The 13,552-nt window shown below is 59.5% G+C and carries 15 protein-coding genes; 6 read left to right on the top strand and 9 right to left on the bottom strand.

The features are described 5' to 3' along the window. Positions 1-2: 2 nt before the first annotated feature. The 3 genes from BBF93_RS10100 to BBF93_RS10090 form a co-directional block, all read right to left on the bottom strand. On the bottom strand, positions 3-2,372 hold the full coding sequence (locus BBF93_RS10100; protein WP_114105814.1) for a TonB-dependent receptor: 2,370 nt from the start codon (positions 2,370-2,372) through the stop codon (positions 3-5). Between the two features lie 192 nt (positions 2,373-2,564). Then, on the bottom strand, positions 2,565-3,161 hold the full coding sequence (locus tag BBF93_RS10095) for a 2-hydroxychromene-2-carboxylate isomerase (protein ID WP_114105813.1): 597 nt from the start codon (positions 3,159-3,161) through the stop codon (positions 2,565-2,567). Beyond that, on the bottom strand, positions 3,161-3,904 hold the full coding sequence (locus tag BBF93_RS10090) for an SDR family NAD(P)-dependent oxidoreductase (protein WP_114107048.1): 744 nt from the start codon (positions 3,902-3,904) through the stop codon (positions 3,161-3,163). Before BBF93_RS10090 ends, BBF93_RS10095 begins: the two co-directional genes overlap by 1 nt. A gap of 84 nt (positions 3,905-3,988) precedes the next feature. Here BBF93_RS10090 and BBF93_RS10085 point away from each other — a divergent pair, with 84 nt between their 5' ends. The 3 genes from BBF93_RS10085 (at position 3,989) to BBF93_RS10075 (ending at position 6,520) form a co-directional block, all read left to right on the top strand. After that, positions 3,989-4,471, top strand: a complete 483-nt coding sequence (locus tag BBF93_RS10085; protein WP_114105812.1) for a helix-turn-helix domain-containing protein — start codon at positions 3,989-3,991, stop codon at positions 4,469-4,471. A 217-nt stretch (positions 4,472-4,688) separates the two neighbouring features. Beyond that, a complete protein-coding gene (gene rnk, locus BBF93_RS10080) occupies positions 4,689-5,075 on the top strand; it encodes a nucleoside diphosphate kinase regulator (protein WP_114105811.1) in 387 nt (128 codons plus the stop codon). 410 nt (positions 5,076-5,485) lie between these two features. After that, positions 5,486-6,520: a PAS domain-containing protein gene (locus tag BBF93_RS10075; RefSeq protein WP_035596783.1), complete on the top strand. Its 1,035-nt coding sequence runs from the start codon at positions 5,486-5,488 to the stop codon at positions 6,518-6,520. Positions 6,521-6,679: 159 nt separating this feature from the next. Here the strand turns inward: BBF93_RS10075 and BBF93_RS10070 are convergent, their stop codons facing one another. The 6 genes from BBF93_RS10070 to BBF93_RS10045 all read right to left on the bottom strand — a co-directional run bounded on the left by BBF93_RS10070 (position 6,680) and on the right by BBF93_RS10045 (position 10,840). Beyond that, a complete protein-coding gene (locus BBF93_RS10070; protein ID WP_035596786.1) occupies positions 6,680-6,874 on the bottom strand; it encodes a CsbD family protein in 195 nt (64 codons plus the stop codon). Positions 6,875-7,068: 194 nt separating this feature from the next. Continuing rightward, positions 7,069-7,242 carry a DUF1328 domain-containing protein gene (locus BBF93_RS10065; protein ID WP_035596789.1) on the bottom strand — a complete coding sequence of 58 codons (174 nt, stop codon included), beginning with the start codon at positions 7,240-7,242 and terminating at the stop codon, positions 7,069-7,071. A gap of 99 nt (positions 7,243-7,341) precedes the next feature. Next, positions 7,342-9,177: an SLC13 family permease gene (locus BBF93_RS10060; protein WP_114105809.1), complete on the bottom strand. Its 1,836-nt coding sequence runs from the start codon at positions 9,175-9,177 to the stop codon at positions 7,342-7,344. A 23-nt stretch (positions 9,178-9,200) separates the two neighbouring features. Further along, complete coding sequence (locus BBF93_RS10055; protein WP_114105808.1) at positions 9,201-9,635, bottom strand: hypothetical protein; 435 nt, start codon at positions 9,633-9,635, stop codon at positions 9,201-9,203. A gap of 2 nt (positions 9,636-9,637) precedes the next feature. After that, positions 9,638-9,985 carry a hypothetical protein gene (locus BBF93_RS10050; protein WP_035596796.1) on the bottom strand — a complete coding sequence of 116 codons (348 nt, stop codon included), beginning with the start codon at positions 9,983-9,985 and terminating at the stop codon, positions 9,638-9,640. Positions 9,986-10,051: 66 nt separating this feature from the next. Next, a complete protein-coding gene (locus BBF93_RS10045) occupies positions 10,052-10,840 on the bottom strand; it encodes a response regulator (protein WP_114105807.1) in 789 nt (262 codons plus the stop codon). 210 nt (positions 10,841-11,050) lie between these two features. On the opposite strand from BBF93_RS10045, the gene BBF93_RS10040 reads away from it, so the two are divergent. The 3 genes from BBF93_RS10040 to BBF93_RS10030 all read left to right on the top strand — a co-directional run bounded on the left by BBF93_RS10040 (position 11,051) and on the right by BBF93_RS10030 (position 13,529). After that, the gene (locus BBF93_RS10040) at positions 11,051-11,242 is read left to right on the top strand and encodes a NepR family anti-sigma factor (RefSeq protein WP_206742140.1); all 192 of its coding nucleotides are present in this window, start codon (positions 11,051-11,053) and stop codon (positions 11,240-11,242) included. Beyond that, positions 11,239-11,844, top strand: a complete 606-nt coding sequence (locus BBF93_RS10035; protein ID WP_035596803.1) for a sigma-70 family RNA polymerase sigma factor — start codon at positions 11,239-11,241, stop codon at positions 11,842-11,844. The genes BBF93_RS10040 and BBF93_RS10035 overlap by 4 nt, the downstream gene beginning before the upstream one ends. Before the next feature lie 281 nt (positions 11,845-12,125). Then, positions 12,126-13,529 carry a sensor histidine kinase gene (locus BBF93_RS10030; RefSeq protein ID WP_162786502.1) on the top strand — a complete coding sequence of 468 codons (1,404 nt, stop codon included), beginning with the start codon at positions 12,126-12,128 and terminating at the stop codon, positions 13,527-13,529. The last annotated feature ends 23 nt before the right edge of the window (positions 13,530-13,552 follow it).

Here is a 13,552-nt window from a genome sequence, read left to right as displayed (position 1 = left end):
GATCAGAACCTCGCCGTGAGCGTCACCTGAGCGGTGCGCGGATTGAGAGGGCGGAAGGTGGCCGCACCGGAGCCCGTGGTGGTGAAGGTGAAAGCGAGAGTGTCTTCATCGAAGATGTTGTCGATGTTGAACCGCAGGCTGACATTTTCCGGGAGGCCGAAATTGTTCGGGCCGCCGAGATCCACATAGCCGCTCCAGATGAAGTAGCTTTCCATCTTGTTGCCGGCTGAAGAGGCGGCTTCGCGGAAGTCGGCATAGCGCTCGCCGGTGTATTTGGTGGACACGTTGGCGACGAGCCATTCAGTCGGCTCCCAGGTGACGCCGCCGGTGAACAGCCATTCCGGGCTGTCGGCTAGCAGGCTGCCGGCGGGGTTTCCGGCGAAGCCATCATCAAGCTCGGCGTGGTTGTAGGTGAGGTTCACGTCGCCATAGAGCTTGTTGTCGAAGATTTCCGGTTGCCAGACACCCGAGAGTTCGACGCCGTAAGCGGTGGTGCCGCCGGCGTTGATATAGAAGGTCTCGTTCTCGAAGGTTTCCGGGTTCTGGACGTTGCCGGCGACAAGCCGGTTTTCAAAGCTGGTATAGAATACCGAGACCGCGCCGTTGAAGGTCGGCCGGTTGGTGCGGAAGCCAAGCTCGAAGTTGTCGGCTTCCTCTGCGGCCGGCTTGGGCGCGTCGAAGGTGACCGCTGTCGAGAAGATATCATCCGTACCGCGCGGCAGGGCATAGTTCTGCGAGTAGGAAGCGAAGATCTGGTCGGTGGCGTTGAGCGAGTAGACCGCGCCGATCATGGGCAGGGGATCACTCTTGTAGTTGGCCGAGATCGAGACCGGCGTGCCGGTGACTTCATAGTCGTAATAGTCGCGGAAGCCGTTCAGCGAATAGTCGATGTCCAGCATCTTCAGGCCAAGCTCCAAGGCGAGCTTTTCGTCGAGCAGTCGGATGGTGTCCTTGATATAATACTGGCGGGTTTCGCGCAGGGAGTCGTAGTCGCGGCGATAATAGGCGACCTCATCCCAGATCACGTCGCCATCGGCGGTGCCGCCGGTCTTGTTGAGGCGCAGCTGGGTGCGGTGATAATCGTCGCTCTCGGTCCAGCCGCCCACTTCGAGCGTGTGTTTGCCGATTTCCCAGCTCAGGCCAGCCACGATGCCCTTGCGGATGCCGCCGACGCCGGAGAGGCCATACTGAACACCGCGCGGATGAACGACATCGAGTCCCGCCGCGCGCTGGCGGTTGTAGATGCCGAGCGTGTTGGAATAGCTGTCAGGAGATACTCCGTAGCCGTCCTTGTCTTCATAATAGGCGGTGGCGGTGAGGCTGATATTGTCGGTGAGGGCCATGCCGCCGTTCAGCGAATAGAGGACGTCATCGCGGATGTTGATGCGGTCTTCATAGTAATCCATGCAGGAGCCCTGCGTGAAGACGGGCGTGAAATCGCTGGCGTTGATGACATTGTCGCCGTTGAAATCGTAGACGCCCGGCCGGGGCGAGATGCAGCTGTCGGGGATGTAACCGATATATCCATACTCGCGGCCCTGGGCTTCATAGAGCGTGCGGCTCATCGACGGGGAGTCGTAGTCGAAGAAGTCGTTGCTGACATAGCCGAGCTGGAGGAAAGCGTCGTTCTGGAAGTCGTAGCGCAGCTTGCCTTCGAGGTGTTCCCGGTCGATGGAGCCGGCGCCGCGCCAGAGGTCGCTGTCCGTCTTGGAGCGGCTGAGATAGGCGGAGAAGCCGCCGATGCGGCCGGTTTCGAGTTTCAGGAATGTCCGCTGGAGATTGTCGTCGCCGATGGTGATGGCGGCCATACCGCCCATCTTGTCGCTGGGCAGAATGGAGTTGTAGGAAACGATCGGTCCAAGTGAGGCGTAGCTGGGCAGCGAGACGTCGCCCGCGCCGGGCGAGGCAACCACCGAGCCGAGGTTTTCATTGTCTACATAGCGGAATATCGGGCTGCCACCAAATGCATCAGAGCGGCCCATGGGGACGCCGTCGAGCACGAAGCCGATCTGCTGAAGGTTGAAGGCGCGAACGGTCACCGAGTTACCAAACTCATAGAGACCCAGGGCGCCATCCGTCTGGACGTTGAAGCCGGGGAGGGTTTCGAGCATCTTAAGGCCGGAGATACCGCCCGGCGCGGAGAGAAGCTCCTCGCGCGTCACGGCGACGGTGTTGGTCGCTTCGCCAACCCCGATGGCAAGATCCGTCTGCGATACGCGGCGCCCTTCGACGACCACTGCCTCCATCACCGCCTGATCATCCGTGGCGGGAGCGTCTGAAGCCTGCGCAAGCGCCGGCAGCATCCCCGCCGCGCTGATGAGTGCCAGCACGCTGATCTGAGATTTCATCGTCTTGCGGATCGTTTGCAGCATATGGTCCCTCCATGCGATTCTGCAGAGCAGGGTCAGTGAGCGCCTGGCAGGGGCAGGCGCAAATCCTTAGGCGACGATCTGTAGAGATTGTTGCGGTTCGGGCGGCGAATGCAGTTTCTTTGTGCGGCGCCGCAAAAAAAACGGGCAAGCCCCTGGCCTGCCCGTATCGTATTCCAATGAGGCGCCGGCGACTCAGGCCGAGAGGCGCGTTTCCACCTCCGGCAGGGTGTTTTTCCCGAAATAAATATCGCCGCCTACAAAGAAGGTTGGGCTGCCGAAGGCGCCGCGTTTGACGGCGTTCTCCGTCGTGGCCATCAGGCGCTGCTTCACGTCATCCTCCTGGGCGCGGGCCATCAGGCGAGGAGCATCTATGCCAGCGGCAGAGAGATGTGTTGCCACGACATCGGGGTCACCCATGTTCAGACCTTGCTCCCACATCAGCGGGAAGGTCGCATTAACCAGCTCCATCAGGCCGCCATCAATTGCGGCAGCGGTTGCCATGCGCATCATGAGCAGCGTGTTGACCGGGAAGAACGGGTTCATCACGAATGGGATATTGTGGCGCTGGATGAAGCGGTCCATCTCCAGCCGTTCATAGGCGAGCTTGTTGGGGATGTTGGCGTAGGCCTGCATGGGAGACTGATTGTTTGTCAGCTTGAAGACGCCGCCGAGCAGAACGGGCACATAATCGAAGCGGGCGCCGGTGCGAGCCTCGATCTGCGGCACGACCTTGTGGGCGAGATAGGCATTGGCGCTGCCGAAATCGAACTGAAACTCAACGGTCTTCATTACCAGGTCTCCTTGTAGGGGCGCAGGTCCATTTCGAAGGTCCATGCGTCTCGCTTCTGCTGGTGCAGATACCAGTAGGCATCCGCGATGGAGGCGGGATCCATCAGGGTGTCGGGTGCAAGGTTGCTGATGGCATCCTCGCCACGGGATGATTTTATCCGCTCTCTGACGAAATCGGTATCTACCCCTGCGTCAATGATGAGGTGGGCGACGTGGATGTTCTGCGGGCCGAGTTCGCGGGCCATGGCCTGGGCCATCAGGCGCAGGCCGCCCTTGGCGCTGGCGAATGCGGCATAACCCATACCGCCACGCAGGCTTGCGGTGGCGCCTGTGAAGAAGATGGAGCCCTTGCCGCGCGCCAGCATCAGCCTGGCGGCTTCGCGTCCCGTCAGGAAGCCGGCCTTGCAGGCCATCTCCCACACCTTGAAGAAAACACGCTCGCTTGTTTCGAGCAGGGGAAAATAGACATTGGCGCCGGGATTGGAGATGACAACTTCCAGCGGCGCGTGGGCATCTGCCTCCTGAAGGAAGGCGGTAATATCTTCCTCTTTCCGAGCATCCAGGCCGCGGGCGATACATTGACCGCCGGCCGCCTCGATCTCCGTCTTCAGCTTTTCCAGTTTATCTGCCGTGCGCCGGCCCGCGAAGACGGTGTAGCCCTCAGCCGCAAATTTGCGCGCGATGGCAGACCCTATGAAGTCTCCGGCGCCGATGATGGCGCAGGTGGCGTTCCGCTCGGGTATTTTCTGGTCTGGCATCACAGCCTCCCTCTGTTAACGGATAGGTAAGTCTTGAATTAAGACCAAGTCAATGCTTAAAGTGGTGGTATGAAGTGGCAGAATCTTGATCGGGAGAATTGTTCGCTGGCGCGCGCGATGGCGGTGGTAGGTGACCGCTGGACGTTACTGGTGCTGAGGGAAACTTTTCTCCGTGTACGGCGCTTCGATGAGTTCCAGGAGAATCTGGGCATTGCCCGGCGCGTGCTCACCGAGCGGCTGAAGCATCTCGTCGATCATGGCGTTCTGGAGAGGGTTGCCTACAGCCAGACACCGCTGCGCTACGAATACCGGCTGACGGAGAAGGGGCTGGGGCTCTATCCGGTGATTATCAGCCTCGTGCATTGGGGGGATGCATATTATGCCGGAAAGAAGGGACCGCCGCTGCTGCACCGGCACAAGACCTGCGGGCACGACTTCCACAGCGTGCTGACCTGCTCCGAATGCGGCGAAGCGGTCAGCCCGCGAGATGTGGTGCCCCATCCCGGCCCGGGCGCCCGCAAGGGGGCGTGGGATGGCCGCCTCACTGACTGAACGGCTTGACTAGGCCGCCCGCGTGGCCATGTTGGCAGCCATGACGCTGAATACGGCTCTCCTTTCCATTTCCGCTGCGCGTGCTGCCGCACGCCGCTAGCCCCTGATTTTGCCTGTAACCTGGGCGCGATCAGGGGAGAGACTGGCCTTCACCTTTAAAATCATCAACCCGCTCCGCCCGTGCCGGCGGTGGCGCTTTCATGCATCTGGAATACACATGTCCAAATTCAAACGCCCGCCCGTCTATGTGACGGATGAAGAACTCGAACGCCTGTCAGACCTTGCCCATGCTGTTCAGGGCCGCGAGCCTGCCGCTGATACCCTGATCGAAGAACTCACGCGGGCGCTGATTGCTCCTGTGGAAGACGTGCCGCTTGATGTGGTGCGGATGCATGACCGGGTGAGCTTCCATTATGATGGCGCTCTCTATGACGATTTCTCGCTGGTTTATCCCAATGAGGCGAATATAGCGGCTAGGCGGATTTCTGTGCTCACGCAGGTGGGCGCGATGCTGATCGGTCTGCGGGCGGGGGATACCATGACGTGGCGCGGCGCGGATGGGCGCGATCACGAGTTGGAAGTTCTCCGCGTCATGCGGGAGTAGGGGAGTGCCCTTTCTGTCTCCCAGACGACAAAGAGGGGCCTCTGCAAAAAATATTGCTGATTTGAAATCCGGTTGCCAGGCATCTGCGTAAAAGTTTTTGTGTCTTTTTGTCTCCTGAGCCGGTCTCGAGATTCACGAAGCTCATCATGGGTTGAATCCGGGATAACAGGGGCTGTGTCATCAAAATCCGCATAGAGAGCATTTTCGATCGGTTCCAAGGACGGTTGCCCCAGAATCACGCAGGGGGCATGGTTGCGCCACCTGGTTTGCACGCTGTTAACCAAGCTGCCCCAATTGTGCAGGAACTAGCAACCAGGGCTTGCGCAAAGCAGACATTTCCGCTTCTTTCTGGTGTGGGGGAAGTGCAAGTGGGCAATTCTGCCGTGGGACCGAGCGAGGAGTATGGTGCAATGCATCGCAGCCCGGCACCAGATGGCGCTTTGCGGGCCGTCTCTCTGGACGATCTTTCAGGGAGTCTTTCTGATCCCGTTCTCGCTGCTCTGCTTCAGAGTAGCCGCGATTGCATCAAGGTCCTCGATACCGACGGCCGCATCCGCTACATGAACCCGGCAGGGTTGGTGGCGCGCCAGTTGAATGCGGAGATGGATGTGGTCGGCCGGCGTTGGTGGGATCTCTGGCCGGAGGATTCTCATCCTGTCGTGCAGGAGGCCACCGCGAAGGGGGCCATTGGAGAGACAACCGACTTTCGCGGCTTTTGCCCGACGGCCCGCGGCCGGCCAAAATGGTGGGACGTACGCGTCTCGCCGATCCGGGATGGTGACGGGGAGGTGACAGGTGTGCTCGTCGTTTCCAAGGACGTGACCGATGCAGTTACCAACCGGAAGATGTATGACACCATCGCTCTGGAAATGCGTCACCGGTTGAAGAACGCTTTTGCCGTGGCCAGCGCCATTGCCAAGATCAGCGCGCGGCAAACCCCGGAGCATCAGCGCTTTGCCGAGGAACTGGTGGCTCGCTTCTCATCGTTGGCTGTGGCGCAGGGAAAGCTGGTGGAGGCGTCGAGCGATTTCCCGCTGCGGTCTCTGGTGGCTGACCTTGTGGATGCCGCTGGCGTTTCGGAAGAAACAATTGATGTCTGCGGCATGCCCGATTGCCTGGTCGATGAAGCGCAGATGCGTGTGATTGCTGTGGTGATCGGAGAACTGACGACAAACTCGCTGAAGTATGGCGCCTTGCGCAACGGGGGTGAGATCCATTGTGAGGGCCGCATCGAGGATGGTTGGCTGCACCTTTCCTGGATCGAACCGCTGGAAAATGTGCCAGACGTTGCCTCCGAAGCATCTTCATCGACGAGTACAGGCCTGACGGTCATTCAGCGAATTGTCAGTTCGGCAGGCGGGCAGGTTTCACGTGTGATGAACCAAGACGGCCTGCGGGTTGATTTCTCGCTGGTGCACCAGCTGGGGGACGAGGGCGCCGATTGAAGGCGCTGCCGCATCGCGGATTTTCGCGTGCATCACCGGCAAAACGGAAACCGCCACCCAACCTTGGTTGGGTGGCGGAACAGGCGCCTCACGTGGGGGGTGGGGGGACGCTGACGCGGCGCCTGTAGTTCCTCCGTATCCTGAAGCGGACTTGCCGGATTATTTCCGGTTCTGGTCCGCCGATTTCTTGACCTTGTCCTCAACTTTGCCCGCGGCGCGTTGTGCATCGCCTTTCAGTTCCTGAAGGCGGCCTTCGGCTTCGAGCTTTTTGTTGCCTGAGACTTTACCTGCAGCTTCCTTGGCATTGCCGGCAACCTGATTGCCAACGCCTTTAACAGTATTCTTGTTAGTCATGGCGCTCTCCATTCGATGATCGAATTGTTTGCTTTGTACACCTAAGAAACGTGCCCAGATTGATTCAGTTCCCGGGGAAGTTCGAAATATTCCGTGTGGCTTCCAACATCGTAAGGCGGGGACCGCTTTCTTTAAAAAAAGGGCGCCCGAAGGGCGCCCTTTGAGGTGCAGGGATGTTTACACACACGGATGTGTCAGGTGATGCTCCGGCCCCGGAGCGCGCGGGCGACAAAGGTCACCACCAGAAGCGCCAGGAAGACGAAGAACAGAATTTGCGCGATGCTCGCAGCGGCGCCAGCGATGCCACCGAAGCCAAGCAGGGCTGCGATGATTGCGAGGATAAAGAATGTCAGTGCCCAACCAAGCATGGAAGTCTCCTTTGTCAAATGACCACTCTTTCGGTCTGTGAAAAGGGAACGCGCTTGAGCTTCCGAGGTTCCGCAGCTTTCTTCATCATGGCACAGTCATTAGAGAGGCCATACCCATAGCAACATGGGCGTAGCGGCGCAGATCACCACGATTTCCATCGGCAGACCAAGGCGCCAGTAATCGCCAAAGCGGAAGCCGCCTGGCCCAAGAATGAGGGCATTGTTCTGGTGGCCGATGGGCGTGAGGAAGGCGCAGGATGCCCCCACCGCCACCGCCATGAGATAAGTGTCCGGATTAACCCCCAGCTGGGCAGCGGCGCCCAAGGCGATCGGGCACATCACAGCTGCAGTTGCGGCATTATTCATGAAATCCGAGAGCGTCATTGTAACGATCAGTAGAATGATCATCGTGTAGACCGGGTTGGCGCCGCCTGATGCGGTAATGAGACCCTGGGCCAGAAGGTCGGCTGCGCCCGTGGTCGACATGGCGCCTGCGACAGGAATGAGCGCGCCAAGCAGAACGATCACCGGCCAATCGATCGGCTCGTATAGCTTGCGTAGGGGCACGACCTTGAAAACGGCGACAGCCAGGACACCGGCCGCGAAGGTGATTGCCGCAGGCAGGAGCCCGAAGGCTGCGCCGGCAACGGCTAGCACCATAATGGCGGCAGCAAGGAATGCCTTGCGTGTGTTCGGGATCTTCAGCGGACGTTCGGCAAGAGGCACGCAGCCATAGCGGTTTGCAAATTCAAGGATCGAGTCGGGATTTCCCTGAACCAGCAATACGTCGCCAGATCGGATGGGCGTAGAGTTCAGGCGCGCCATCGACTCCTTGCCGTCTCGCGAAAGCGCAATAAGGTTCACGCCAAACTCCCGCCGCAGTTCGATGAGCTTGATGGTAAGTCCGAGCAGCAGCGCGTTCGGGCGAACGGCAAGCTCCATCAGGATCACATCGCCCGATTGGAGGCGGCTTTCCTGCTGGGTCTCTTTCTCCTCCTTACCCGAATTTTCTGCGTTCTCCTTCTCCTCTCGCTTTTCTTCTTCGGCCTTCTCGATGGTGTCTAGGCTCAGGCCAAGCTTGGAGAGAGCGTCGCCGATGGCCTTGGGGTCGGCTTCGATCACCAGCACATCGCCGCTGCGCACCTCGCGGTAGGGGCTGGGCGCTGATATGCGGCGGTCGTCCCGCAGGAGGCCCACGATCTGAGCATCGGTGGTGTCGAGCTGATATTCGATGTCACGCAGGGACTGGCCGATGATGGAAGAATCCTGCTTGATGCGCGCCTCGATTATATAAGGCGCAGTTTCAAAGCTGGTGAGATCGGCGCGCTCTCGCGCCGGAACGAGCCGCCAGCCGATCGCAATCAGCAGAAGGCCGCCCGCTGTAACAGCAAGACCAACCGGCGCAAAATCAAACATCGTGAACCCCGTGCTACCGGCCTCACCACTGAAACCGGCAACGATCAGGTTCGGCGGTGTGCCGGTAAGGGTGGTCATGCCGCCAAGAATAGAGGCGAAGGAGACCGGCATCAGGACGCGACCGGGCGCGACGCCCAGGCGTCCGGCAGTCTTGATGGCGATAGGCATCAGCAGCGCCAAGGCGCCGACATTGTTCATGAAGGCAGAAAGCCCGGCGGCGAGCGCCGAGAGGGCGATAATTGAGACTGTGCTGCCGGAACTGGAAGGCAAGACGCGCGCGGTCAATGTATCGACAACGCCTGTCGTCTGCAGCGCGAAACTCAGAATAAGGACGGATGCAACTGTGATGACCGCAGGATTTCCGAAGCCGGAAAAGGCATCGCCGGGCTTCACGAGCCCGGCGAGTATACACGCAATGAGCGCGCCGAGGGCGACCAAGTCATGTCGCCATCTGCCCCAGATGAAGAGCAGGGCAGTCATGGAAAGAATAGCAAAGATGCCCGCTTGCGTAAGTGTCATTTTTTGCCCCCAGATGTGTCCCGTCAGACCAGACGGGACAGCATACGATCCACTATTCCAGCGCTCGTATTCGGGGCGCGCGCCACAGCGTAGGCCGCAACGCCTACACCGAGCAATGTGAGAAGGGGGCGTTTCTCAACCATATTACCGACCACATTAATGGACATACCCGTCAAGGTATCGAGCGTATCATCGCGGATGTATGCCGCAGTGTTGACGGCCGCGGCGGTTACGCCTGCAAACTCTTCTTCCATGGGAACGGCTGGGCGTGTTGCTTTCCACATGGCAAAGGCCGCCCCAAGAATGAGAAGCCCGCCAACAACGGCGCCGGCCGATGCCAGCCCCATATAAGGCGCCAAGGCAACAACGCCGGCCCAAGTGAGTGCGCCAGCACCGGCGAGCCCGATAACGGACCCGCCGGCCATCATAATAGCGCGATGTTTGAGACTGGCAGCCATGTTTAGCGGCGAGACAGCAGCGCCAGAAGGATGCCTGCGCCAGCTGCGGCCCCAACGGCCATCAGCGGGCGTTCACGGATCGTGTCTTCCAGCCGGTGGCGGGCATCAACTGCCTTCTCGGCAACAGATTCTGCGCCGTGCTGTGCCTTGACAACCTTTTCACCAACGGCGCGACCAAGATGCTCCGTGAAATGATTAGCCGACGATTTGACGGCGGATACGAATGTCTCTGCAGCCTCCTGGGCAGCATGAAGATCATTACGGGCGGCTGCGGCCGCAGCCACTGCTTTTTTGTCATGACCGTTGGCGCGGCTGCGCGAACGGCGGCTTGAAGTTTGGGGGGTAGCCATCGCTTTCTCCTTTCAGTGTCCTCACAGGATCAACGAAGGAGAAAGCGATTAGTTCCGGGTCCGCCGTCAGTTTTGCGGTTCAGGCTGGGCGTGGAAGAAGAGGGCCTGGCTGATGGCCGCCTTCACTGTATCATCCTGGAACGGCTTGGTGATAAGGTAGGTGGGCTCAGGCCGTTCGCCAGTCAGAAGCCGCTCCGGGAACGCTGTAATGAAGATAACTGGCAGGTCGAAATCAGTCAGAATATCCTGCACGGCATCGATGCCTGAAGAATTATCCGCCAACTGAACATCACAGAGGATGAGGCCAGGCTTCACGCGGCGGGCGAGATCCACGGCTTGTTTGCGAGTGGCCGCATTGCCAGCAAAGGTGTGCCCCAGATCTTCGACCAGGTTGGCAAGGTCGGCTGCAATGATTGGCTCGTCCTCAATGATCAGAACCGAGGTCGACAATTGCTGCTCGATCTCTTGATGGGCTGCATCGATCAACTGGTCCAGTTCGTCTGAGCTCTTGTTGAGAATTTCGCAGGCTTCTGGCCGGCTGAAACCTTCCAGAGTGGTCAGGAGGAAGGCCTGCCGTTGGATCGGAGCCAGCTTGCGCAGGCGCGCTTCCGGTGTGGAGCCGCCCGCCTTGCCCACCGTTTCCAGCCGGGCGCCGGTAGTTGACCAGATCGCGTGGAAAAAGCGATACAGCGTCACGCGAGGAGAGGAAGCCTCCTCCATCATGCCGGGGTCTTCGCTCAGGGCTTCCAGGCAGGCCCGGATATACGCGTCACCACTCTCCTGAGACCCTGTAAGGGCTCGCGCGTAGCGGCGGAGAAAAGGGAGATGGGGGCCGTATTGGGCGATCAGACTCATAATGGAACCTCTATGCTATCTGAGCGTTACAACGCATGGGATGCAGATTGGTTTCACGTGCTGAAGAATTAATTCACCAAGTACAGTGTGCCATGGAACCTATCCATGGTCGAGGCGTTTATGGCACGAATATGACCACTTCGCCCTTTTTGGTTTATCGGTCGGCGAGGGAATGGAATTTAAGGCTTGAAGATGAGTGAGTCCGGAAAAGTGAATAATAAAGACCCCGAGGGGCGGCGCGGCCAGCGCCGCCTTGGCAATCGCGCTATCGGGGAGCGTCTCCGTGAGATGTACGATGGCGTGGTGGGGGAGTCCGTTCCGGACGACTTCTTCAAACTGCTTGAGCAGGCTGAGGCGAAAGCTAAAGCGGGGGTAAAATCGCGACCTGATGGTGAAGCATGACCGCCACCCAGGCTCTGTCCCTTTCGGACTTCAAGGCAGCCCTCATGGAGGTTACGCCTCATCTGCGTGCCTTTGCGCGCAGCCTTTGCGGCGATCCAGTTCAAGCTGATGATCTTGTGCAGGATGCGCTGCTGAAGGCTTGGAATGCCCGCGAGAGCTACACGGAAAACACCAGTTTCAAAGCCTGGACGTTTACCATTCTGCGTAACTCCTTCTACTCGGAGAAGCGTCGCAGCTGGCGATCGACAGGGCTTGAGCCCGGTGTTGCCGAGGCGACGCTCATCGCGTCTGACAATCCCGACAAAGGACTTGAGCTGGTTGCTCTGCGCAATGCGCTCGAGCATCTGCCCCAGGACCAGCGCGAAGCGATCATCCTGATCGGTGCCGGCGGCATGGCGTACGAGGAAGCCGCGGAAATCGTCGGTTGTGCCGTGGGAACGATCAAGAGTCGGGTCAGCCGCGCGCGGAAGGCCCTCGCCGAACTGCTTAACGCGGAAGATGGGGGGCCAGCCGGCACCAGCGGCTCCAACGTCACGTCGGGCGAAGCAGCGTTTAACGACATCATGGATCAGGTCGACGTGTTGAGCCGGCACAACGGATGACGCAAGCGGGTGGGGAAGGCCGTGCCACGCGGAAACGCCTGAGCCTTCGGCTACAGGTGATTTCCGCCATGGCGGTCGTCCTCAGCCCCCTGTTGATCATGGGCGCGATGAACGCCTGGAGCGAACAGCAGTTTTCTCAGAGAATTCGGTTTCACGAGCTGCAACAGACCGCGCAGGACCGATTCCGGCAGGTTGATACGATACTCGTACGTACGCGTACGGCCCTTCGTATGATCACCGCAGAAAGCGCCGACTTTTCGTGTAGCGAGATTACTCATCGTATGGCGGTTCTGGATCTGCCGCTGCGCAACACGGTCCGGTTTGATGCGGATGGCATCGTGACCTGCAGTGAGATTGGCGAAGGCGTGGTCGGAACGCCCATGTCGCAGCTGGAATGGAATGACCGGATGCGCAAGGGCGTCGAGGCCATCGAGACCAGTGGCCCGCGCAGCAGGGTTTTGGGCGATCCCTCCATCTTCATGCTGCGCCGTTTGAATGATCCCCAGGGAAATTTTGCGGGCTCCATCGGTCTCAGCATGTCACTTGTGGACATTGCTGCGCGGCTGGCTGAAGCAACCGAATCCAGCTCGGCAACCATCGCTCTGGTCGTTCCAGGCGGCGAGGTGATCGGCTCGAACATCATGGCCGGTGTGCCGATGGAATGGATCAGTGAAGGGGCTAGCCTCAACAGGCGGATACATCATCTTACCCCGGATCAGGGGCCGGCCATGGATATCGTGCTTCTGCCGTTGAGAACGGAGGGGCTGTGGCTGATGGTTGCATCGCCCTCGCCCCCGCAGCGCGTGGAGGGCACTCTCGCCTTCCTCGTGCCAATCCTTGCCTATCTGGCTGCGCTTCTCGCCGCCAGCTGGATTGCCGATGCCATGGTGCTGCGCTGGTTGGAGCGTATCCGCATCCGTATTCAGGATATGCGCAGCTCGGCGCGCTATATGCCGCTTACGCCTGAGCTTTCCCGCGCGCCGCGGGAAATGCAGCAGGTGGCCGAAGCCTTTGACGATCTCACCAGCCGCATAACCACTCATGAATCGGATATGCAGCGCGCACTCGTCCAGATGAAGGCAGCCTTCCGGGAGGTGCATCACAGGGTGAAGAACAATCTCCAGGTGATGCTCAGTATGCTGAAACTGCAGGGGCGGGGAGAGCCGCTACCGGAAACGCAGGCGGCCCTCAAGGTAGCGGCGCACAGGGTGGCCATGATGGCGGCGGTTCATCACACCCTGTTGAATGAAGGCAATCTGGATACGGTTGAAGCGCTCGATCTCTTCAATGCCATTTGCAATCAGGTAGACGAGCAGAAGGGCTGGGTTGAGGGCGGCCGCAGTATTATTCCAGATGTGTCTCCGGGGCCGCTGCCGGCGGATATGGCTGTGCCGCTGGGCATGTTCGTGCTTGAGGCCGTTGGGCTTCTATGCCCCGATGACGATGATGCTGATGTTGTGCTGCATTTTGACCGGGACAACGGCAATTGCCGGCTGAAGCTCACCTGTGGCCGTGATGGGACGGGAGGCGAGGGCGAGATAGACCGCGACACTAGCCTTTTCCTTTCGGCATTTGCCCGTCAGATCGGGGGCAGCGTGTCTGTGGAAAATGGATCGGAAACCGAGATCACCATCGAACTGGCGTTTTTCGTCAGTCACATGGCTCCTACCGAGCTCCCCAACTGATTAAGAATTTCATTCAAGTAATT

The organism is Hyphomonas sp. CACIAM 19H1 (assembly GCF_003325995.1).
Taxonomy (GTDB): Bacteria; Pseudomonadota; Alphaproteobacteria; order Caulobacterales; family Hyphomonadaceae; genus Hyphomonas; species Hyphomonas polymorpha.
Note: the sequence above shows the minus strand (reverse complement) of the source record. Positions and strands in the feature narration are given on the sequence as shown.

What these genes read in the sequence shown, in the direction of transcription:
- BBF93_RS10100 (WP_114105814.1), bottom strand. Translation starts at nt 2,372, where the DNA reads ATGCTGCAAACGATCCGCAAGACGATGAAATCTCAGATCAGCGTGCTG.
- BBF93_RS10095 (WP_114105813.1), bottom strand. Translation starts at nt 3,161, where the DNA reads ATGAAGACCGTTGAGTTTCAGTTCGATTTCGGCAGCGCCAATGCCTAT.
- BBF93_RS10085 (WP_114105812.1), top strand. Translation starts at nt 3,989, where the DNA reads ATGAAGTGGCAGAATCTTGATCGGGAGAATTGTTCGCTGGCGCGCGCG.
- rnk (WP_114105811.1), top strand. Translation starts at nt 4,689, where the DNA reads ATGTCCAAATTCAAACGCCCGCCCGTCTATGTGACGGATGAAGAACTC.
- BBF93_RS10075 (WP_035596783.1), top strand. Translation starts at nt 5,486, where the DNA reads ATGCATCGCAGCCCGGCACCAGATGGCGCTTTGCGGGCCGTCTCTCTG.
- BBF93_RS10070 (WP_035596786.1), bottom strand. Translation starts at nt 6,874, where the DNA reads ATGACTAACAAGAATACTGTTAAAGGCGTTGGCAATCAGGTTGCCGGC.
- BBF93_RS10065 (WP_035596789.1), bottom strand. Translation starts at nt 7,242, where the DNA reads ATGCTTGGTTGGGCACTGACATTCTTTATCCTCGCAATCATCGCAGCC.
- BBF93_RS10060 (WP_114105809.1), bottom strand. Translation starts at nt 9,177, where the DNA reads ATGACACTTACGCAAGCGGGCATCTTTGCTATTCTTTCCATGACTGCC.
- BBF93_RS10055 (WP_114105808.1), bottom strand. Translation starts at nt 9,635, where the DNA reads ATGGCTGCCAGTCTCAAACATCGCGCTATTATGATGGCCGGCGGGTCC.
- BBF93_RS10050 (WP_035596796.1), bottom strand. Translation starts at nt 9,985, where the DNA reads ATGGCTACCCCCCAAACTTCAAGCCGCCGTTCGCGCAGCCGCGCCAAC.
- BBF93_RS10045 (WP_114105807.1), bottom strand. Translation starts at nt 10,840, where the DNA reads ATGAGTCTGATCGCCCAATACGGCCCCCATCTCCCTTTTCTCCGCCGC.
- BBF93_RS10035 (WP_035596803.1), top strand. Translation starts at nt 11,239, where the DNA reads ATGACCGCCACCCAGGCTCTGTCCCTTTCGGACTTCAAGGCAGCCCTC.
- BBF93_RS10030 (WP_162786502.1), top strand. Translation starts at nt 12,126, where the DNA reads ATGGCGGTTCTGGATCTGCCGCTGCGCAACACGGTCCGGTTTGATGCG.